General features: G+C 59.9%; 18 protein-coding genes. 6 read left to right on the forward strand and 12 right to left on the reverse strand.

The window, feature by feature from the left end; genetic code table 11:
• Positions 1 to 53: 53 nt before the first annotated feature.
• The 7 genes from ACZ5WW_RS17415 to rph form a co-directional block, all read right to left on the reverse strand.
• Entirely contained in the window at positions 54 to 2,258 is a 2,205-nt protein-coding gene (locus ACZ5WW_RS17415) for a hypothetical protein (RefSeq protein ID WP_377165916.1), read from the reverse strand.
• Positions 2,255 to 4,249 carry a BatA domain-containing protein gene (locus tag ACZ5WW_RS17420; RefSeq protein WP_377165914.1) on the reverse strand — a complete coding sequence of 665 codons (1,995 nt, stop codon included), beginning with the start codon at positions 4,247 to 4,249 and terminating at the stop codon, positions 2,255 to 2,257. The genes ACZ5WW_RS17415 and ACZ5WW_RS17420 overlap by 4 nt, the downstream gene beginning before the upstream one ends.
• A complete protein-coding gene (locus tag ACZ5WW_RS17425; RefSeq protein ID WP_377165912.1) occupies positions 4,246 to 4,719 on the reverse strand; it encodes a hypothetical protein in 474 nt (157 codons plus the stop codon). The genes ACZ5WW_RS17420 and ACZ5WW_RS17425 overlap by 4 nt, the downstream gene beginning before the upstream one ends.
• On the reverse strand, positions 4,716 to 5,618 hold the full coding sequence (locus tag ACZ5WW_RS17430) for a DUF58 domain-containing protein (RefSeq protein WP_377165910.1): 903 nt from the start codon (positions 5,616 to 5,618) through the stop codon (positions 4,716 to 4,718). Before ACZ5WW_RS17430 ends, ACZ5WW_RS17425 begins: the two co-directional genes overlap by 4 nt.
• 161 nt (positions 5,619 to 5,779) lie before the next feature.
• Positions 5,780 to 6,787 (reverse strand): AAA family ATPase, encoded by a 1,008-nt coding sequence (locus ACZ5WW_RS17435; RefSeq protein WP_377165908.1) that lies wholly within the window; start codon positions 6,785 to 6,787, stop codon positions 5,780 to 5,782.
• Positions 6,788 to 6,889: 102 nt separating this feature from the next.
• Positions 6,890 to 7,825 (reverse strand): histone deacetylase family protein, encoded by a 936-nt coding sequence (locus ACZ5WW_RS17440; RefSeq protein ID WP_377165906.1) that lies wholly within the window; start codon positions 7,823 to 7,825, stop codon positions 6,890 to 6,892.
• A 104-nt stretch (positions 7,826 to 7,929) separates the two neighbouring features.
• The gene (rph, locus tag ACZ5WW_RS17445) at positions 7,930 to 8,715 is read right to left on the reverse strand and encodes a ribonuclease PH (protein ID WP_377165904.1); all 786 of its coding nucleotides are present in this window, start codon (positions 8,713 to 8,715) and stop codon (positions 7,930 to 7,932) included.
• A 151-nt stretch (positions 8,716 to 8,866) separates the two neighbouring features.
• Between rph and ACZ5WW_RS17450 the strand changes: the two genes are divergently transcribed.
• A complete protein-coding gene (locus ACZ5WW_RS17450) occupies positions 8,867 to 9,547 on the forward strand; it encodes a hypothetical protein (protein ID WP_377165902.1) in 681 nt (226 codons plus the stop codon).
• Between the two features lie 24 nt (positions 9,548 to 9,571).
• Here the strand turns inward: ACZ5WW_RS17450 and ACZ5WW_RS17455 are convergent, their stop codons facing one another.
• The 3 genes from ACZ5WW_RS17455 to ACZ5WW_RS17465 all read right to left on the reverse strand — a co-directional run bounded on the left by ACZ5WW_RS17455 (position 9,572) and on the right by ACZ5WW_RS17465 (position 12,768).
• Positions 9,572 to 11,002: a hypothetical protein gene (locus ACZ5WW_RS17455; protein ID WP_377165900.1), complete on the reverse strand. Its 1,431-nt coding sequence runs from the start codon at positions 11,000 to 11,002 to the stop codon at positions 9,572 to 9,574.
• Positions 11,003 to 11,131: 129 nt separating this feature from the next.
• Positions 11,132 to 12,025 (reverse strand): potassium channel protein - like protein, encoded by an 894-nt coding sequence (locus tag ACZ5WW_RS17460; protein ID WP_377165898.1) that lies wholly within the window; start codon positions 12,023 to 12,025, stop codon positions 11,132 to 11,134.
• A gap of 71 nt (positions 12,026 to 12,096) precedes the next feature.
• Positions 12,097 to 12,768 carry a response regulator transcription factor gene (locus ACZ5WW_RS17465; protein ID WP_377165896.1) on the reverse strand — a complete coding sequence of 224 codons (672 nt, stop codon included), beginning with the start codon at positions 12,766 to 12,768 and terminating at the stop codon, positions 12,097 to 12,099.
• A 65-nt stretch (positions 12,769 to 12,833) separates the two neighbouring features.
• Here ACZ5WW_RS17465 and ACZ5WW_RS17470 point away from each other — a divergent pair, with 65 nt between their 5' ends.
• Positions 12,834 to 13,832: a serine hydrolase gene (locus ACZ5WW_RS17470; RefSeq protein WP_377165894.1), complete on the forward strand. Its 999-nt coding sequence runs from the start codon at positions 12,834 to 12,836 to the stop codon at positions 13,830 to 13,832.
• Positions 13,833 to 13,886: 54 nt separating this feature from the next.
• Here ACZ5WW_RS17470 and ACZ5WW_RS17475 read toward each other — a convergent pair whose 3' ends face one another.
• Together ACZ5WW_RS17475 and ACZ5WW_RS17480 are read right to left on the reverse strand one after the other, a co-directional pair.
• Complete coding sequence (locus ACZ5WW_RS17475; RefSeq protein ID WP_377165892.1) at positions 13,887 to 15,068, reverse strand: hypothetical protein; 1,182 nt, start codon at positions 15,066 to 15,068, stop codon at positions 13,887 to 13,889.
• On the reverse strand, positions 15,065 to 16,372 hold the full coding sequence (locus tag ACZ5WW_RS17480) for an APC family permease (RefSeq protein WP_377165890.1): 1,308 nt from the start codon (positions 16,370 to 16,372) through the stop codon (positions 15,065 to 15,067). Before ACZ5WW_RS17480 ends, ACZ5WW_RS17475 begins: the two co-directional genes overlap by 4 nt.
• A gap of 435 nt (positions 16,373 to 16,807) precedes the next feature.
• Here ACZ5WW_RS17480 and ACZ5WW_RS17485 point away from each other — a divergent pair, with 435 nt between their 5' ends.
• The 4 genes from ACZ5WW_RS17485 (at position 16,808) to ACZ5WW_RS17500 (ending at position 19,355) form a co-directional block, all read left to right on the forward strand.
• Positions 16,808 to 17,062: a hypothetical protein gene (locus ACZ5WW_RS17485; protein WP_377165888.1), complete on the forward strand. Its 255-nt coding sequence runs from the start codon at positions 16,808 to 16,810 to the stop codon at positions 17,060 to 17,062.
• Between the two features lie 129 nt (positions 17,063 to 17,191).
• A complete protein-coding gene (locus tag ACZ5WW_RS17490) occupies positions 17,192 to 17,458 on the forward strand; it encodes a GreA/GreB family elongation factor (RefSeq protein WP_377165886.1) in 267 nt (88 codons plus the stop codon).
• A gap of 441 nt (positions 17,459 to 17,899) precedes the next feature.
• Positions 17,900 to 18,226, forward strand: a complete 327-nt coding sequence (locus tag ACZ5WW_RS17495) for a PqqD family protein (protein ID WP_377165884.1) — start codon at positions 17,900 to 17,902, stop codon at positions 18,224 to 18,226.
• Between the two features lie 25 nt (positions 18,227 to 18,251).
• Positions 18,252 to 19,355 (forward strand): biotin carboxylase, encoded by a 1,104-nt coding sequence (locus ACZ5WW_RS17500; RefSeq protein WP_377165882.1) that lies wholly within the window; start codon positions 18,252 to 18,254, stop codon positions 19,353 to 19,355.
• Positions 19,356 to 19,378: the final 23 nt, after the last annotated feature.

Raw genomic sequence — 19,378 nt, forward strand, 5'->3', positions numbered from 1 at the left:
ATGGGCGAATGTTATCCTGATGGAACGTCTCTGACGAGCTTTTGATTGGGAGTTTAAAACGTTCCGGCGGCCTTTCTTCCGACCCAGAAAAGACCTAGCAGCAGCACCAGGAGGCCGGCCCATGCAGGGTGTGACCAGATCTGCAGCCTCCGCTCCTGGACGGCGGGCTCCGGCATGGCGGAGATGGCAGCGAGGACCAAATCAGGGGCGCTGGCATCAAGCACCTCGCCTTTGGTGAAGCGGGAGATCTCGCGCATCACCTCAAAATGCGCCGGCTGGCCGCGCTTCTCACGGCTGGTGCCCTGGATCGAAATCTTTGTTTCCAAGGAGGATCCAGCCTCGGCACAGCTGAGCTGCACCATGTGCTCGCCGGGCTCCACCGGGGTGAAGACGCCATTGAAGAGCCCCCAGGCTTCCTCGCCGGCGGGCATGAGGCGCACGCTGCTCACCTTGCCGCTGGGCGCAGCGATTTGCGCGATCACACCCCCTTCGCGCAGCGGCTCCCCGGTGAGGCTCATGACGTTCGCGTTCAAGGTCAGCACCTCGCCGGTGCGCGGGCGGTCGGGAGAGTAAAAGAGGCGCATTTTGCCGCCGCTGCTCATGTTGCGCTGATAGGCCATCCAGCGCACCACCTGACCCCAGAAACGGTAGTGGTATTTGTCCTCCACGCCTTTGCGCCAGCGCCACGCGCCATCGGTGCCCATGAAGAGAATTTTACCTGCGCCGTAGGTCTTCGTCACAATCAAAGGCACACGGCCAAACTGATTGGACTCGGTGCCATGTGTGGCCAGCACTTCGCTGCCTGCCTTGGCGCGCAATGCCGGTGCGTACCACTGAAAGCCTGGCAGATTGCCCCACACGCGTGCACTGGCTTCGTCACTGTCTTCGAGCTTGGTCAAGAGGCTGCGGGTGCCTGCTTCAGTGAGCGCAAATTTGCCCGGTGAGGACGAGCCCCAGCCGCGTGGCTGGGCGGTGTCCCAGACCACCGGCAGGAGATCTGCGAGGGGCGTCTCCTGCAGGGTGGACTGGAAGCCATGGAAGCCGGGCATGAAGACGAGGCCGCCCGCCTGGTCGCGTACGAGTTTTTGCAGTGAAATGCATTGCTCTGCAGTGAGCTGGTTTTTTGCCAGACCCACATCGCCCAGAAACACGACATCGTAGTTCGTCAGCTCTTCATCCTTGGGGAATGCTTTCAGATAACCGCGGCCTTCCCCCGCTTTGCCAAGTCCAGGATGCAGCAGCAGGCAGCTGACCTCCACACCGGGATCTCGCTCCAGCGCATTGCGAAGGTAGCGGTACTCCCAGCGGGGGAAAGATTCGATCACCAGCACGCGGAGCTGCTCTTTGCGGATGGAGAGAGGCGCCTCTTGTGAATTGTTTTCAGGGTAGCGCTCTCCCCGCGCTCTTGGGACCGTCAATGACAGCTTCACCTCACCGGGCTTGTCTGGTTTCCAGCCGAGAACGTCCTGATAGCGGCTCATGGCAGGGAGGGTAACTTCTTTGGTGATGATCTCCCCGCTCGTGGATTTCATCTCCAGCAGCACGACTTCATCGCGTGGCAGCGAGCTTTCGATGGTGAAGGGAATGCGCAGCGGCTTGCCCGCCACTGCGAAGGTGGGCACATCAAAGCTGGTGAGCTCGACATCCGGCATCCGAGTTTCTGAGCCGGTGGGCACAGCAATGACAGGAACCTCACGCATGCGCAGCCGCGTGGTTGCCTGGGAAGGGGCCAGGCCTGTATTCCAGTCACCGTCGCTGATGAGAACGACGGCTTTGAGATTGGGCTGTTTTTCCAACACGTTCGACAGTGCCGCCTGGATGTCTGTACCCTCAGCAGGGGGTGTCTGTGAGGATGAAAAGGCCTCGATGACCACGTCCATGCGCTGTTTCAATGGTTCCCAGAGCTTTGGATCCGTCAATCGGGCTGCGGCAGCCTCACGCGACTTCGGTTCTGCATCGGGTCTGGTTTTGTCGATGACATCCCTGGTGGTCATGCTGCCCGAAACATCGTGAAGCACTGCCAGGGTTGGTTTTGTCTCCGGCTTGAAGGTTTCCAGCCACTCCGGCTGCAGCAGGGTGATGGCAATGCCAACGGCAATGAGAATACGCAGAAGCTCAAGCCAGCCAGTGGCCTTGCGGTAGCCGCTGCGCTGCCATGCCATGAATGCGAGACCGGACATCGCCACGACAAACGCCACTCCGATGCCAAAAGCGGCTGGCGTGGGATTGAAGACGAGCTGGGATGTGGCAGGGGTCATCGCGCAGGAGCGGGTTGTGAGTCGCGTTTCGCCGGCATGCAAAGCAGGGCCTCCCCGAGGAGTGCGAGGGCCATCACAAAGAGGAAGGTGCGCCAGATCTCGCTGGCCAGGCTGGCATCGCTTTCCACCTGATCTTCTATGGCATGGTAGTCGAGTCCGGCAAACAGCTCGGACAGTGCTGTCTGCCCCAAGGTTTCGGGATGATCTTCCCTCAGCGGTCTGTTGAGAGCGACGAGCCTGTCACCCTTTTCCACGATGCCGGCACGCAGCGGCTGCTCGGAGCTCAGGACTGTCTGGCCGGAGCGTTTCCACGCGCTGAGATCGCCGCGGCCCAAGGCGGTGATGCCGGACTCGCGCTGCTGCGCTTTACCCAGGCTGCGAGCGCCTTCATTCAGCGCGCGGTGCAGCATGGCAAACATCACCACACCATCGCGGGCCAGACTGGAGGAGCCGGAGCCGGGCAGCGTGCCGAGGAACCACGCATTGCCCTCGCCGGGAATGTCTGCCCGGATGAGCAGCGGCTTGTTGCCCGTGAGGCGTGCCAGCGGTGTGCCCTCGCCTAGAATCTCGCAGCGGCGGCTTACCTCGAGATCCCCCACAGGCAGCGCGGTGCCGCTGCGGGTGTTGGCCAGCAGGCCCGTGTCGTTGCGCCACCACTCGATGCCTGTAGCTTTTCCGTCGGTGCTCCACGCTCCCCAGTGCAGGCCGCCAAAAGCCTCCGAACTGGTGGAGTCGGTGGGCAGAAAGAGAATGCTGCGGCCGGTGCTGAGATGATTGGCGAGCTGTTTGCTGATCAAGTCGTCGGTCTTCGGGAGGGGTGCGTGCCAGATGATGAGTGCGACGTCGTCCCAGGAGATCTCTGCGGCGCGTGCGGGGGGCAGAACGCTGGCGGCGTATTTGCGGGTCGGATCGGCGGCGGCTTCGAGTGCGGCCTGCATGGGGCCGGCTTCGGTTTCATCATCGGTGACGATGACGGACTGAAGGACGGCGGGTTCGTCGAAGACGAAATGATAGACGTTGTCGGACAGCGAGGTGTCTGCGGGGAGCTCGACCCGGCCTGAACCGCGTTTGGTGGTTTTGTCGATGGGGATGGCATGCCCCTGAAGCACGAGCTGCGAGTCCTTCATCTTCACTTTGATCGTGCTGCTCACATCATTGATCACAAACCGCAGGGGCAGTTCCAGCGGTTCACGTGAGGCCGCATCTCGCGTCACGCGCAGGTCCAGCAGCAGCTCGGCCTTGCCTGCCGTTTCATTGCGCACGACTCGTTGCACTGAGATGGAGAGGTTTTGCGTCGCAGGCTGCGCGTAGTTCAGCAGATGAAAGCGCAGCCCCTTCAAAGAGGTGAAAGCACTGCGCAAGGCCTGCCAGCGTCCACTGGCGGCATCCCAGTCGCTCTGGCGCAGATCGCTGAGCACCCAGACATCGGTGCGGCCGGTTTGATTCGTGGTGATGTAATCGAGGGCGCCTTGAAGCATCGCAGGAATGTCCGCCGTGGTGTCGGTAGAGCCGGTGAGCGGAAGGTCGACGAGAGACTCGGGTTTTTCCAAAAGCTGTGGCTGCAGGTGGGCGTTTTCGATCAGCACCAGCTTGGAGCGCGTGCCCACTGTAGCACGCAAAGCCTGCGCGAGTTTGGAAATGCCCGCCGCACGCTTGCTCGTGCCAGTGGCAAGGGTCTGCTGCTCCATGCTGGCCGAGCGGTCCAGCAGAATGATCACCGTGTCCGGCACACCCCCGGTGAGGCCGAGCAATCCACCCGCCATCGGTCTTGTGATCACAAACAAAATCGCCGCCACCGCCAGCACTCGAAACGCCAGGATCAAAATCTGCCGCAGCCGCGACAGCCCCTTGTTCATCCTCTGCGCCATCTGCAGAAACATCATCGCCGCCCACTTCACCTGACGGCGGCGGTACAGGTGGATCAAATGAATGACCACCGGCAGCAGCGCGAGCGGCAGGGCGTAGAGGAGCGCTGGGGCGAGGAAGGTCATAGTCCGCCTTGGTCGGTAAAGTCCTTGGCCTCGCAAGCATCGTATTTGGCCGCGAATTCACGGGCCGTCTGAGGTGCTTTCCAGACACGAAAGGCGAAGTAAGTCAGCAACAGAAAATAACCGAGATCAAACAACCAGCCACGACGCAGAATGTCGTCGGCCAATTGATCACAAATTGTCGTGAACGTAATTGGGGTAAACAATGCGATCATCAGTTCGCCAGAATCATCGCACACATTCCTGCGCCTGCGGCGAAGCCAGACGTACCAGATCATGCAAAGCAACGACAAAACTGCTCCTCCGAGCCAGGAAACCCGCTGCAACTCGTTCAAATGCAAAGAGTAGGCAGACTGAAATCGAAACGCAGTCATGCCGATAAGAAGAATGGACATGCCAAATTCTCCTGGCCGCATGAAGCTGTAGTGCGGCCGGCGTGTGGTCACTGGCGGCTGGTGTTGTTTGATCATCATCGCCCCCCTTTCTTCTCAATGCGTGCCAGCAGAAACTTCGCGAGCACATCATCATACTTCTCGTGCAACTTCACGCGGTGGTAGTCCATGCCGGTTGTGCGCACGAGTTCGTCGATCTCATGCATGTACTGCCGCACGGCTTCTCGGTAGTTGCGGGCGATCAGACTGGGGTCGGCGAGGATGGCCTCGCCGCCTTCCATGTCGATGAAGCGTGCTGGGCGGTCGAAGTCAAAATCGAGCTCCTGCTGGTCGAGCAGATGAAAGACGGCGACGTCGTGTTTGCGGAAGCGCAGATGCTGGATGGCAGACTTCAGTTCGGCGGGCGGCACGAAGAGATCAGAGAAGACGATGACGAGAGCGCGCTGGCGGATCTTTTCAGCAGCGTCATGCAGTGCAGTAAGCAGCGTGGTTCCGCCGACGGGCTGAATGCCGGACATCTGATCAAGGACGAGGCCGAGGTGCGAAGCTCCGCGTTTGGCGGGGATCTCCACGGGCTTCTCCGCGAGACTCCACAGGCCCACGGCATCGCCCTGCTGAGCGGCCACGTAGCCGAGCGTGCCGGCGAGCTTGCGCGCGTAGTCGAAACGGGTGCTGCCTGCGGGGCCGTAGTTCATGCTGCCGCTGGTGTCCATGAGCAGGCAGAGACGCAGGTTTGTGTCAGCCTCGAATTCCTTGATGTAAAAGCGGTCACTGCGGCCCCAGGTGCGCCAGTCGAGGCGGCGGGTGTCATCGCCGGGGACGTACTTGCGATACTGCGCGAATTCAAGCGAGGAGCCCCGCACGGGGCTTCGGTGCTTGCCGGAGACGCCGCCGAGCATGGCGTGGCGCGCGTTCAGCGGGAGCGCCATCAGGCGGGAAAGGACCACTGGGTCGAGGAAAGCGCGGGAAGACTCAGCCATGACAGTCTCCTTCCAAATTCAGCTTCATGTTTGTTCTGATCTGCGCCGATAACTCTGCCAGCTCGAGTCGATGTACTTCGAGTTGCTCTTGGATGAACTGTACTGGATGAGGCATGACGGAGAGGTTTGATCGAGGACGAGGACGACTCTGAAAAAGAACCTCACCCAGCCTTCGCCAGTTCATCCACCAGCCGCTTCGCCACATCCCGGCTGCTGATGCCATCGCTCTCTGCCGTAAACGTCGTCATCACACGGTGCCTCAGCACCGGCTCGGCCACTTCCATGATATCCTCCATGCGCACCATGTAGCTGCCGTACAAGGCAGCGCGCGCTTTCGCACCCAGGATCAAATATTGCACGGCACGCGGACCGGCGCCCCAGCTCACCAGAGGCTTCAGCCACGTGGGGGCCTCGCTGCTGGCAGGCCGGGTCTTGCGCACGAGATCGACAGCGAATTCATAGATGTGATCCGGCACGGGCACGCGGCGTACAAGTTCTTGGAAGGCGAGGACCTTGGGGCCGTCGAGGATGTGTTCGAGCTTGGGCAGGCTGGCTCCGGTGGTGGTTCGGGCGATGGCGATTTCTTCCGCGCGCGTCGGGTAATCGACGCCAATCATGAACATAAAGCGGTCGAGCTGCGCTTCGGGCAGCGGGTAGGTGCCTTCCTGCTCGATGGGATTCTGCGTGGCGAGCACGAAGAAAGGGCTGTCGAGCGTGTAAGTGCGGCCCGCCACGGTGACTTTGTGCTCCTGCATGGCCTCCAGCATGGCGGCCTGGGTTTTTGCAGGGGCTCGGTTGATTTCGTCGGCCAGCACGATGTTGGCAAAGACGGGCCCCTTGGCAAACTCGAAGGCGCGTTTGCCACCGGGCAGTTCCTGCAGGATGTCGGTGCCGGTGATATCCATGGGCATCAGGTCCGGAGTGAACTGGATGCGGCTGAAGCTGAGCGACATCGTTTCGGCGAGGCGGCTGATGAGCAGTGTCTTGGCCAGGCCGGGCACGCCCATCAGCAGCGCATGACCACGCGCAAAGAGGCAGATGGCAAGCTGCTCGACCACCTTTTCCTGGCCGACGATGATCTTCTTCAGTTCGTTGCCGAGCTGCACGTAAACTTTGCGAAGCTCATCAATGGCGGCGACGTCATCTTGCGGAAGCGGAGAGTTGGACATGGTGATTTTTTAGGAATGCTGCTAATGCCACCAGAAAACAGGCCTTCTGACAAGGGCGGCTTGTGTAAATAAACTGTCAACGCCGCAGAAACTTGGGTTTGTTTACCCGAGCAGTGTCTGCACATGATGAGTGACGGCGCTGGCGAGTCCCTGAATGTTGTAGCCTCCTTCAAGGATGGAAACGAGGCGGCTCTGACAGTGGGTGCGGGAAGATTCGAGCAGGAGCCTGGTCAGCACCACGAAGTCATCGTCCGTGAGGCGGAACTGGCCCAGCGGATCATCAATGCGGGAATCGAAGCCGGCGGAGATGAGGATGAGATCCGGTTTGAAGGTGTCGATGGCGGGCAGGAGGCGGTCGGTGAAGGCGGCGCCAATCGTGCTAATGCCCGTGCGCGCGGGGAAGGGAAGATTGAGCGTGCAGCCTTTGCCCTTGCCTTTGCCGGTTTCATCGGCGTGGCCCGTAAAGGGGTAGAGCGGGCTCTGGTGCGTGCTGCAAAACAGCACGCTGCCGTCTTCATAGAAGATGTCCTGCGTGCCGTTGCCGTGATGGACGTCCCAGTCAACGATGGCGATTTTTTGCGCGCCGTGTTTCTGCTGCGCATGGCGTGCGGCGATGGCGATGTTGTTGAACAGGCAGAAGCCCATGCCCTGCGCCGGGCGTGCGTGATGACCGGGCGGACGCACGGCACAGAACGCGTTTTTGACCTTTCCAGCGAAGACGGCATCGACAGCGTTTAAGACGCCGCCGACAGCTTGTAGCGCCACGGCATAGGATCTGGCGCAGATGGCAGTGTCGCCCGTGCTGAGATCATCAAGGCCGGATTCGACATCCTTTTTGGCCGTGGCGATGTAGCCGCGATCATGGCAGAGGGCCAGTTCATCCAGCGTCGCCACACGGGGCGCGATGGCGTGTGTTTTGCCAACGATGCCGGAATCCGTCAGCGCCCGGGTGATGGCCACAAGGCGCTGGACGCTTTCCGGATGCCCCGGACCTGGGTCATGCTGCTGATAGATGGGATCGAGTAGCAGGGCAGTCATGCAGAGTTTACGATGATCGACTATACTATACGATTGCTGGCGGTGGTTTTGGCCAAACCATCGTCAACTGCGCTCAACAACTGTAAACTTCCGTCAACTCTTCCTCAGCGTTTGCCGAAGAATTCGGCCAGCTTCTGCAGGTCTTTTCCTTCCGCCGGTTTCATGGCGCTGGCGATGGCGGCGTCCTGAATGGCAATGAGCTCCCTGATGCCTTTGCGGCCGTATTCGAGCATGGAATGAAGCTGCGCCTCGGTGAAGGTGGCTTCTTCGCCGCTGCCCTGGATTTCGACAAACTCGCCGTCTTCTGTGAGGACAATGTTGCTGTCCACATCGGCGGCGGCGTCTTCCTTGTAGCAAAGGTCGAGGAGAGTTTCTCCGTTGACGATGCCGACGCTGACTGCGGCGATCTTTTTCTTGAGCGGCTGGCGGGTGATTTTGCCTTTTTCGAGAAGGCGGTTGAAGGCGATGGCGACGGCGATGCAGGCGCCGGTGATTGCGGCGGTGCGGGTGCCGCCGTCGGCCTGCAGCACGTCACAGTCCACGCAGAGAGTGCGCTGGCCGAGTTTTTCAAGATCAACGACGGCACGCAGGCTGCGGCCGATGAGACGCTGGATTTCCGTGCTGCGGCCATCGGGCTTGCCACGTGAGCTTTCACGGTCCTTGCGCTCCAGCGTGGAGTAGGGGAGCATGGAGTACTCGGCGGTGAGCCAGCCGCCTTTGACGTTCTGCACCTTCATCCAGCGTGGCACCTCTTCATTGATGCAGGCGGTGCAGATGACGCGGGTGTTGCCAAAGGCGATCAGGACGGAGCCTGCGGCATGCGGGGCGACGTCGAGAACGTATTGGATGTTGCGGAGTTGGTCGGGGGAGCGGCCGTCAGTTCTGGGCATGCCGGTGCTTAGCACGGAGAGAGGATGCTCCAAAGACTTTTGTGAGCTGTGACCCACGCAATTGAACAAACCCTGAGAGCCCTCCGTCAAAGCTTTAACTTAAATGGCATTCGTTATGCTAAAGGCAGATGACAGTTCACAACTTATCTCCATGACGCGTTTTCCCCGCCCTGGCTGCTGGTTCCGTTTCACCCCGACGGATTGGAATTTCATTCGTGACACCCTGGCGCCGACTGAGCGCAGCAAGGAGGGCTTCAAAGCAATGATGGACGACCCGGAGGCGGTGCCGATCATTCTCGACAACGACAAACTCTTTGATGCCGCGATCCTTTCCCGCAAGGCGACCATGCTTTCACCGGAGCTGTTTTTCTTCATCGTCGTGAGGCATTCGCTGAAGGGATTTGGCATTGAGGAGATTGCCGTGGCAGACTACATGGCCGTGGTGTGCGCGGACTTTGGCTGCTCGCCGACGAAGGGGCCTGAGGATATCAATCACACCATCGACAGCCTTTACAGCATCGACTACCTGGAGGCGATCGAGAATGCCAGCAGGCACCATAAGTTCTTCCTGCATGTGCAGTGTGCGAATCAGTTTTTGGTGCTCACGTGCTTGTACCCCGACTTCCTGCACAGGCGTGCGGCGCGGCGCGGCGCACCGGATGTGGAATACTATGAGCAGGTCGTCGTCAGCCACCTGGACGCCGCCCGCAGGCATGTGCTGGCAGATGAGTTTGCCATGGAGGAAACGTTTGAAAAAGTGGCCCAGTGCTTCCCTCCGGCGCGTCGGGCGATGAATCACACCGTACGTGAGTACCTGAGCCTGGGGCAGTAAGCCCCTGGGCAGAGGGGCTCCGGTTCAAAGAGTCGTCTTGCGCATGGGATCGACGCGGGGAGTCACTGGCGCCGCTGGGCTGGTGAGATAGATGGCTATGTCTTCGCGGCCTCTCCACGCATTGCGGCACCATTTGTTGCTCATACCCTGCATGATGTCTGCGGCGAGTTCACGACGGCCGATGGTGACTGCGAGAATGCCGAGGTCGCTGCGTAGTTCGTAGCTGTCCGGCCACCGAGCCACAGCTGCACGGATGCAAAGCTCGACGGTGTCGAGGTTCAGGCGCGGCTGGATGGCGGGGAAGCTCCCATCAAGGTAGATGCGGCGCAGCATCTGCGCAGCCAGACCGCCTTTGGCGGATGACTGCAGTTCTTCAACAATTTGGGAGCATATCTGGCGGCCGTCTTCCCCTTCATTCACGAAACAACGGCCCAGAGCAATCGCATAGGGAGTGTAATCGGGGTATTTGCCCAGCCCTTCTTGAAACACCGGGGCGATTTCGTCTGCGGGCCGACCGCAGACGGCCTGCAGACGCAGCATCGTGTCGTACCAGGCCGGACTGGTTTTCGGAATGTCCGGCATCATTTTCAGGCCGCGCTCAGAGGCCTCCCGGATGGCTGCGAAAGAGCTGCGGTGCCTGGCCTTGAACATGACATAATTGTAGAGATAGCGTGCCTCTGCGAGACGGGCAAAGACGGACGAGGGCTTCTGCTTCTGCCAGATGAGGATGGCGTCGTGGATCTCCTGCCAGGAGGCTTCTGACTGGACGTCCTGGTCCAGAGGGCGCATGGCGTTCATGATGATGTCGAGCGCCCAGTCGCCGCCGGAGGTCTGCAGCTCGCTGTGATTGATGGCGGTGAAGAAATGCTCCAGACGTTCGACGTTTCCTTCACGCAGGCGAAGCACAGCCATGTGCTCGATGGCCTTGCGCTGCTGGAGTCCGTCGAATTCATCGCGCTCTCGCGGGAAATGAATCTTCCCGACCACCTTCAGACTCATGGCCGCATAGAGCATGCAGCAGTGCTCATGGTAGCGAAGCGCAGTGCGGACCCACGTGACGGAGCGGTCCTCGGCGAGGATCATCGCGTAGGGGAATTTGGTTTCGATCAGCTCGATGGCGGGTGCGGCCTTTTTGACGTCACCGTAATAGAGGCAGGTATAGGCCTTGGCCAGAAGGACGGCTCCGGCGTCGTGGTAGGCCTTGAAATTTTGCGCTTCTTCCCAGGTCTGAAAATTATCGATGAAGGACGAGAGTTTGGAGGCGCGTGGAAGCACGTCCTTGAGGGCCTCCTCCATGTCCTCCAACTGCCTTGGATTGCGGCTGGCGTACCAGTATTTGGCGGCGGCCTGGTAGTTGTCATGCTTCTCGCGTTTGTGCGCAGGCAGGGATTCTCGCCTTGCTTGCTCGATGACCTGGGGAGGAAGCTGCTGGGACCAGCTTTTAGAAACAGGCAACAGGACAGTAAGAAGAAGGCAGGTGCGGGTAAGAAGTTTGGCCAGAGAGGATAGAACAATCACAGCGTTCATTATGGTAATTATAACCATCACGCAACGGGAGTGTCAAACCACAGCAACTGCAAAAACCTATCTGTGCGGCAGCTTTTCCCGTTGCTCCGCCAGCCTGCCTCGCAGTTTGGCCAGTTCTTCTTCGAGATCAGCGATCTTTTTTTCCAAGGATGCGCAGTACCTGGCGGGGTCGCGCCGCTGAAGACGTTCGATGAGGTTGAAGAGCAGAGCCAGCCGCCAGAGCCTGGTCCAGAGGCCTCGGAGACGGTAGGCACGCAGGAGCTTGCCTGCACGTAGCATGCGGGTGAAACGGAAGATGTTCAGCACACGCAGGAAAGCGATGAGCGGCAGGAGAATGATGACGAGGTTGATCCAGTTTTTGAGGCAGTAGGCCAGCTTGGCTGGTGCGGCGGCGACCATCCAGAGAAACTCCATCGTGAAACCGATCCAGATGATGCAGGTCATCAGGTGCGTGGCCAGCGCCATGCGCGGGTGATTTTCCAGCGTCTCTCCGCCGGTGAGTTCCGCTCCCAGAACAGGCAGCACCAGCAGGGTCAGAATGAGCATGGGCAGGGCGAGCTTTTGTTCGAGCTGCTCGGTGGTGTCCTCTCCCACGGGTTTCCAGCCGATGCCGGGCAGCCAGAGCCAGCCGGCAGGTTGGCTGCTGGCGGTGATCATGCGCAGAGGAGGCAGCAGGGTGGTGAGCAGCAGGCGTTTAAGACGTGCAGGCCAGGCATCATGGGCGGCAAAAAGTCCTGCGATCCCTTCGAGGATCACCACGAGCCACAGGGCAATGACGAACGGGCGAAAAAACGCATGGGCCATCAACCAGGCACGAAACTCCTCGCCGCTGTCTCCATGCGGCAGCACCAGTCCGACCACGGATAGAAAAGCGACTGCAACGACGAGCATCAGGCCTTGGCGCAGATTGCTGCCTTGGGGTGCCTGGCTGGGAATGCTCGAAGCGCTCATGGGTGGGCTAGTTAGAGCCAGCCTGCAGAAATTGGCAATCCCTGGGTTGCTTTGCCAGGCCGCAGCCTGGTTCAGCCACCGCCCAGCGCATAACCCACGCCACGCACTGTACGGATGAGCTTTTTGTCGTGGTCCTTGTCGATCTTGGCTCGCAGGCGCTGGATGTAGACCTCCACGAGGTTGGTTTCGGGATCCATGTTGTAGCCCCACACATGCTCATAGATCTGCATGCGGCCAAACACACGGCCCGGGCTGCGCATGAGGTGCTCCAGCAGTTCAAACTCGCGCGTGCTCAGCTCGATGTCCGTGCCACCACGGCTGACTTTGCGCTCAAGGAGATTGATGCACAGGTCATCAACCCGCAGCAGATGACTCGAATCTCCGGCCTTGCGGCGCACCACGGTGTGGAGGCGTGCGGCCAGCTCCTCGACGAAAAACGGCTTCGTCATGTAGTCATCGGCGCCGAGGTTCAGCCCTTCGATTTTTTCCGGCAGGGTGGAGCGCGCGGTCAGGAGGATGACAGGGACATTGTTGCGCTTTTCACGCAGGCCGCGCAGGATGCTCAGGCCATCGCGCCCGGGTACCATGATGTCCAGCACCAGCGCATCGTAGGGTACGGTTGTGGCCATTTCCCAGGCTTCATCGCCATCGCTGATGGCGTCCACCTGGATGCCCTGCTCCTCCAGCCCCTTCTTGGCAAAGGAGAGCAGTTTGGCCTGGTCTTCGACGAGGAGAATGCGCATGCGCGGCAGATGATGCGGTGCAAAGGCGGATTGTCCACTCGCACCTGAAGGTCTATGATGCTCGGATGAAGCTTCTGCTGGCATTCCTGCCATTTTTTTTCTCAGCGTCTCCTGCTGTGGAGCCATTGTCGCCTCATGGCATTCAGGCGGCGGCGGCATATTCGGCAGCACATGGCGGCCATGCCCTGCTGGTGAAACAGAACGGCAAAATGGTGCACGAATCCTACACGAACGGGCACTCGAAGCGTGAGCCACATCGCATCTACAGCGGTACCAAGGCCTACTGGGGAATCATGGCTTTTGCAGCGGAGAAGGACGGACTGTTCAGCTTCGATGAACATGTGGCCGACACCATCACCGAGTGGCGTGGCGACAGGCGGAAAAGCCAGATCACCATACGGCAGCTGCTCGACTTCAGCCATGGGCTGGAGCCGATGTTTGGTCTGCATGAAAACACCTTTCCTGATCGCACCACTGCTGCGCTGAAGGCCGGGGCCGTGGCAGCGCCTGGCAAGTCCTTCATCTACGGACCGGCTGCACTGCAGGTGTTTCACGAACTGCTCGCACGCAAGCTGGAGCACAAGCAGACGCCCACGCGCTACCTGGAGCGCAAGGTGCTAGGCCCGCTGGGGCTAAGCTCTCAGCGTTATTTACCAGATCAGCATGGTGCGCCGCTGCTGGCAGCCGGCTTCATGCAGACGGCACGCCAGTGGTCGGAACTGGGCACGTGGATGCTCAGGCAAGAGGAGGTGTTCATGAAGCTGCAGGGCAGCAGCGTCAACGCGGCCTTTGCCTTCGGGTTCTGGAACAACCACGCCGCCGCCAGCAAAGCCGGTCGCGAGGTGGATGCGGAATCGATGCTGGACAGAAAATGGCAGCAGCAGTCCTGGCGCAACGCCTGCCTGAGCCGTTCTGCTCCCGCAGACCTCATTGCATGCATCGGCTCCTACGGTCAGAGGCTTTACATCGTGCCATCCATGAAGCTGGTCGTCGTGCGGCTGGCGAAGGATTCCAAGCCTAACGACGCAGCGCTGCTGAAACTGCTGTTTTCAAAGGGGCCGTGAACTCCTGCACAAGGTGTCTGGATTTGCCCATTGAGCATACTTGGACCACCGAGGTCAGTCCTTCACCGGGAGGGCTTTGGGAGGAGCGACCGGCTGAGGTGCAGGGACGGCGGGCACAGGCTGGGCTGTGCCAGGCTTGTCATCCTCTACAGGGATCGCCTTGCGGACCACCATCTTGGACACGCCGTAGATCAGGGTGCTGCTTTTGGGCCGCCATTGGTAGCCGATGCCGAAGGGGAGTGCGGGCACTTCGGTTTGTCTGAAATACTCGGCCAGGTCAGCCTGGTAGTGCTGCTTGAAGAGGGCGATGGGGCCTGGGTACCAGCCGTAGGCTTTGACGTCCCATGAGTCGCGGGGGAAGTCCTTCCACATGATGCCGGAGTCGTCCTGCGTCATGGTATGGCAGTGGCTGAGCAGGTAGTCGCGTATGGCATGAAACTCACTGAGGTGCATGAGGTAGGATGCGGACTTGGTGTAGCCGTTCATGGCTCCGAGCCCGTCGCAGAAACGCAGGAAGGAGGCGTCCTGCTTGAGTGCCCAGCTCGCAAGGTTGGTGGAGAAATAGTAGAGAGTCTGCTGCTGGCCCTTGGTGCCGAGGAAGGTAATGCGTGCACCGGAGGTTTTGGTCTCCCTGTCGGTGATGATCTTGCCAGCGGCATCCAGCCAGATTTTTTCCACTTTCTGGATGAAGCAGCCACAGCGGGCCAGGAAGACGTACAGCACCGGCAGGGTGCCGGTGAGCTTGGTGGCCTGCAGGTCTTTCTTCATGTCCGCCGTGATGAAGAAGCTGAAGCTGAGCGATGCATTGAGCGTGGTGCGCAGATTGCGCATGGATGAGCCGAGTTCGCCTTCGCTGAGTTTCGTCACGTCTGGCAGCTGGCCCACGGGCTCCACAGCAGCCAGCACATAGGTGGAGGCATTGGGGAAAAAAGTGTGGGCATGCAGGAAGTCGGGGCCGCTAAAGACGTAGAGCAGCGGCGAGGTGTCGCCAAAAGCCTCAGGGAGGCCCAGGGGAACCCAGGCCCGGATCGGCCCAAACTGGCGCTCCTCGGCATCTGCCCAGGAGGCGTCCAGCTCCTTGGCGTGTGAGTTGAATTCGCCGCGTTGGGCCAGGCCGGCCAGCGACGAGCCTTCCTGCGGCATGCCAGCAAGGAAGCGCGCCTGCTCATTGGGCGTGGGCGGTTCCGCAAGGGCGGTTTGAACCAGGGCAAGCAGCAGAACGAATGTTTTTTTCATGGTGTGCGTGGAGTACGCGGCGAAATGAAGTAAATGATCCAGCCGAGCAAAATCAACGCCATGCCGGCAAGGGTTTCATAAGGGTGCTTCTTGGCCACGAAGATCATCATCCACAGGCTGATGCCGAGAAACAGCAGCGGCGTCACCGGATAGCCCCAGCAGCGGTAGGGGCGCGGCAGGTCCGGCTGCCGGATGCGCAGCACGATCAGGCCCACCACCGTGGCAAATGAACCCAGCTGGATGCTGAACTGCACGCAGGTGAGCACCGTTTCAAAACTGGCCGTGAGCAGCAGGGTCACCACGATGGCCAGCTGCACAAACAAGCCCGCCACCGGCACGCCGCGTTCATCGCTCACTGCCAGTGGTGCGAGGATGCGCAGGTCCTGGCCCATGGTCTTCATCACCCGCGGGCCCACCCAGGTCATCGCGCTGATGCTGGAGACCAGTCCCAGGCAGATAAGGCCTGACATGATTTTGCCGCCGGTCTCACCGAAGATGTGAACAGCCGCGATGTGGCCGACATCCAGCTTGCCATCGAGCTCGCTCATGGGCGCCACATGCATGAACACCGCATTCAGCGCGAGATAAAGGCCCGCCACCAGGAGCGTGCCCAGCGCAATCGCCAGAGGCACGTTCTTCTGCGGGTTGCGTATGTCTCCAACAATGTACGTCGCGGCATTCCATCCTGCGTAAGCATACATGACGTACACCAGACTCACGGCAAAGGGGGTGCTGCCCAGCAAGCCTAGGTCGCCAGACGCGGGCAGAAAGTGCACAGGCTGTGCTTTGCCAAACAAGAAACCAGCACCGATGAAGACAAGTATCAGGGCGACCTTGAGCCAGGTGGCGGTGTTTTGAAACTTGGCTGCCATGTGGATGCCGCCCACGTGGATCAGAGTCACGGCCCATACCATGACGAGGGACCAAGTCGTCGCTGGTGCTGTGGGAAAGATGCCGGAGAAGTATTTGCCAAAAGCCATCGCCGCAAGCGCGATGGGGGCCGCAAATCCCACGGTCACCGAGAGCCAGCCGGAAAGGAAGCCCACGGACGGATGAAAAATTTTGGACAAGAAATGATACTCGCCGCCGGAACGTGGCAGGGCGGCCGCCAGTTCGCCATAGCATACGGCACCACAGAAGGCGCAGACCCCGCCGACGAACCAGAGCATCAGCAGAGCAAAGCCGGAAGGCAGCCCCCCCACCTGAAATCCCAGCGAGGTGAAGACCCCCGTGCCGATCATGTTGGCTACCACCACCGCCGTGGCTGTGATCAGCGAAATACCCTGAGTGCGTGTGGTGCTCATGGGCGCGATGGCTACGCCCACCATAGGATGACGTCAACATCACACCTCGGGATGGCACAGGGTTTATGGACTTCGCAGCCCAGTTAAAGTTGCCTTTTGGGTGTTTGGTGCGTATGTTAGTTCTGTGAAGCCGAACTCACACCAACTCATCTCTTTCGCCATCCTGGCAGAAAGCAGTGTGATCCATCCGCTTTGCCACCGTCTGGCGGCAAGCCGAGCTTAAGCGGGCATCCCCCAGATTTGGGACTGCCCGCGTACTCAGCAGGTGCCAGAGCCTGCGCCATTCATTTCCAGCCCTCGTCAGCATGACGTGTGGGCGCCACTCTGGTCATTACTCAGGCGCATGCACGCACGGTGGCATGTGCTGCCTGTCTGCGCACGTGCCGTCAGCCAGGCTTTTCCTCCAGCCCAGACACAACTCAAATTCTCTTTTTTATGAAACTATTGGAACGACTTGTTACCCAGAATGACAACCCGGCGCGCGTTGGCGGCGCTATTCGTTATGAGCGGCCCACATGGCGGGTCACCTGCGTGTTCAAAAGGCAGGAAATCTGCGGATTGGTTTCCGCCGAGGCCATTTATGAAGTGGCGGCCCGCAACGAGGAGGAGGCGCGGAAATCCGTGCGCTCCTTCGTGCTTCGGACGCATCCTGAGAGCACCATTGAGTCCCTTCAGGCCATCCGACAATGACGGTCTGACACCGCACATCTGACGCCGCGTTTATCCTCGGAAAGACCCCTGTCACTCTCGGCAGGGGCCGCTTCCGCCTGCCTTTGTCGCAGGCCTTTTGCCCACCTATTTTTTCCATTCTTCCCCTTCATGAGCACCCTTTCGATACATCACTATGATTACGTAACCCTGCGTCCGCTCAATGAGCTGGCCACGCTCCATGAGTTTGACATCACCATCCAGGTCGTGCCCGGATATGAGGCCGATGCTGACCGCGGCCGCATCTCGGAGGATGCACCTCTCGGCAGGGCGGTCCTGCGCCGCAGTGCGGGTGAAAAGATCGAGATTCAAGTTCAGGGGCGCCAGCTGGTAATGCTCATCCTCGCCGTTGAAAAGCAGCACGCGATGTCCGCTTAACCGGGCAGTGAAGATCCGCCCAAAGCACGGCTTGCAGGGCACGAAAATGGGAATTCGTTTTCTCCGTTAAAAAGGCATCCGCAAAAATGTGTCAGTGGGGTGATGTTGGTCGTCACCCTGCGGGAGCCCGCCACCACCAGGGGGGCGGGCTCCTGCGACTGCAATCAACGAAGAAGCTGCAAGCCTCCGGCAACTGCTGGCCCAAACCGTTTAAGACAACAAACGGCTCTGACAGGCGATCCTGAGTGAAGACAAGCGCAAAAAGTTCTTCGAGAGCCTGAACGCAGGCCCCGAGTTTGTGCTGTATGCGACGAATCTGGATCAATTCAGAAGCGCTACTCTGCCCCGCCGGGGCAAAAATAAACGCATATTCATCTTGGCGCCTGCGGTGCTGTTAACCGCCTGGGTTTCTATCGGGGTGTGATTCAATCACCCACCACCATGAAACTCGCGTCTCTTTCCACCCCGATTCGTCACCGCTCCCAGTCTCAGGTGCTGGCTTCTGGCGCCGGATCGCCCGTCTTTCATCTTCATACCGTCACCTGGCAGGCTGACGGTTTTGGTTTTGACGCCACCAGCGGTGAATTTTTCACCGCCAGCCCCACGGCGCTGATCGTCATGCAGGCCTTGGGAGAGGGCATGACTCGCCTGCAGATCCTCGACCGCCTCACCGCGTGCTTCGAAGTCGCCCGCAGCACTGCGGAGCGTGATCTGGAATCCTTTCTCGCCGAGCTCGTTCACATGGGGCTCGCCAAGGAAATGAACTGAGCTCAGCCCATCAATTCATCCTCCCATGAATGCTTCACCTGTCATCGCCGTCACCGGGCTTCATCGCGGTGAAAATCCCCAGCCCGGCTCTGCCGTTATTCGCAGTCTGCGCCGCGTTTATCCCGAGCTGCGTATCATTGGTCTTGTTTATGATTCGCTCGAGAGCGGTCTTTTCAGCGAAGAAGACGCCCCGGATGCCGCATTCACCCTCCCTTATCCGGGTGCCGGAGTGGAGGCATTCTGGCAGCGTCTGGATGCGATACGCGAGATCGAACGCTTTGACGTCTTGATCCCCTGTCTTGATGCTGAAATGGGGCCACTGGTCGAAGCCCCGGAAAAACTGCGGGAGCGCGGCATTCACGCATGTCTGCCCACCGCCGAAAGCTTCAAATGCCGCGACAAGTCCAAACTGGCTGCGCTGTGCGAGCGTACGCACTGCCGCACACCGAAGACTGTGGCCGTAAACGACGTGAACGCAATGCATCAGGCGGCAGCTTCACTCGGCGGCAATGTCTTCGTCAAAGGCCGCTTTTATGAGGCAAGGCATGCCATCACGCCGGCTGCCCGCGAAGCCGCATACTGGCACATGCTGGAGCAATGGGGCGCTCCGGTGCTGGTGCAGGAAAATGTGCAGGGAGAGGAGTACAATGTCATTGGGCTGGGCAATGGCCGCGGCCAGATGCTTGGCTCCTGCTCCATCCGCAAGATGCTGCGGACCTCCAGTGGCAAAGGGTTTGGGGGCATGATTGTTCGTGACCCTCAGCTGGATGCCATGGCGGAATCGCTCATTGCCGAGCTGAAGTGGAACGGCCCGTTTGAGCTCGAATTTGTCAAATCCGAAGGCTCCCAGGGCGAGTACTGCCTCATCGAGATCAATCCGCGCTTCCCCGCCTGGTGTGATTTTCCCTCATCGCTGAGCTGCAACCTGCCCGCTGCTGCGTTTGAACTTGCCCTGGGCTGGCAGCCACGTGAGCCGCTCCGCCACGCTATTCCCGGCAAGTTCTTCATCCGTCATGCCATCGACATGACCGGTGACATTCGCGATCTCGCCGCGCTCACCATGAGCGGCCAATTCTTCCGTCAGCCGCGCGAGGTCATTCCACATCCCGCCTCATCCCGCAGTCTTTGATTTCACCCCCTATCTGCATCCTC

The sequence above is a fragment of the Prosthecobacter fluviatilis genome (assembly GCF_055388355.1).

Bases quoted from the DNA above. Each gene is read 5' to 3' on its own strand.
- ACZ5WW_RS17415 (WP_377165916.1), bottom strand. From the start codon at position 2,258: ATGACCCCTGCCACATCCCAGCTCGTCTTCAATCCCACGCCAGCCGCT.
- ACZ5WW_RS17420 (WP_377165914.1), bottom strand. From the start codon at position 4,249: ATGACCTTCCTCGCCCCAGCGCTCCTCTACGCCCTGCCGCTCGCGCTG.
- ACZ5WW_RS17425 (WP_377165912.1), bottom strand. From the start codon at position 4,719: ATGATGATCAAACAACACCAGCCGCCAGTGACCACACGCCGGCCGCAC.
- ACZ5WW_RS17430 (WP_377165910.1), bottom strand. From the start codon at position 5,618: ATGGCTGAGTCTTCCCGCGCTTTCCTCGACCCAGTGGTCCTTTCCCGC.
- ACZ5WW_RS17435 (WP_377165908.1), bottom strand. From the start codon at position 6,787: ATGTCCAACTCTCCGCTTCCGCAAGATGACGTCGCCGCCATTGATGAG.
- ACZ5WW_RS17440 (WP_377165906.1), bottom strand. From the start codon at position 7,825: ATGACTGCCCTGCTACTCGATCCCATCTATCAGCAGCATGACCCAGGT.
- rph (WP_377165904.1), bottom strand. From the start codon at position 8,715: ATGCCCAGAACTGACGGCCGCTCCCCCGACCAACTCCGCAACATCCAA.
- ACZ5WW_RS17450 (WP_377165902.1), top strand. From the start codon at position 8,867: ATGACGCGTTTTCCCCGCCCTGGCTGCTGGTTCCGTTTCACCCCGACG.
- ACZ5WW_RS17460 (WP_377165898.1), bottom strand. From the start codon at position 12,025: ATGAGCGCTTCGAGCATTCCCAGCCAGGCACCCCAAGGCAGCAATCTG.
- ACZ5WW_RS17465 (WP_377165896.1), bottom strand. From the start codon at position 12,768: ATGCGCATTCTCCTCGTCGAAGACCAGGCCAAACTGCTCTCCTTTGCC.
- ACZ5WW_RS17470 (WP_377165894.1), top strand. From the start codon at position 12,834: ATGAAGCTTCTGCTGGCATTCCTGCCATTTTTTTTCTCAGCGTCTCCT.
- ACZ5WW_RS17475 (WP_377165892.1), bottom strand. From the start codon at position 15,068: ATGAAAAAAACATTCGTTCTGCTGCTTGCCCTGGTTCAAACCGCCCTT.
- ACZ5WW_RS17480 (WP_377165890.1), bottom strand. From the start codon at position 16,372: ATGAGCACCACACGCACTCAGGGTATTTCGCTGATCACAGCCACGGCG.
- ACZ5WW_RS17485 (WP_377165888.1), top strand. From the start codon at position 16,808: ATGAAACTATTGGAACGACTTGTTACCCAGAATGACAACCCGGCGCGC.
- ACZ5WW_RS17490 (WP_377165886.1), top strand. From the start codon at position 17,192: ATGAGCACCCTTTCGATACATCACTATGATTACGTAACCCTGCGTCCG.
- ACZ5WW_RS17495 (WP_377165884.1), top strand. From the start codon at position 17,900: ATGAAACTCGCGTCTCTTTCCACCCCGATTCGTCACCGCTCCCAGTCT.
- ACZ5WW_RS17500 (WP_377165882.1), top strand. From the start codon at position 18,252: ATGAATGCTTCACCTGTCATCGCCGTCACCGGGCTTCATCGCGGTGAA.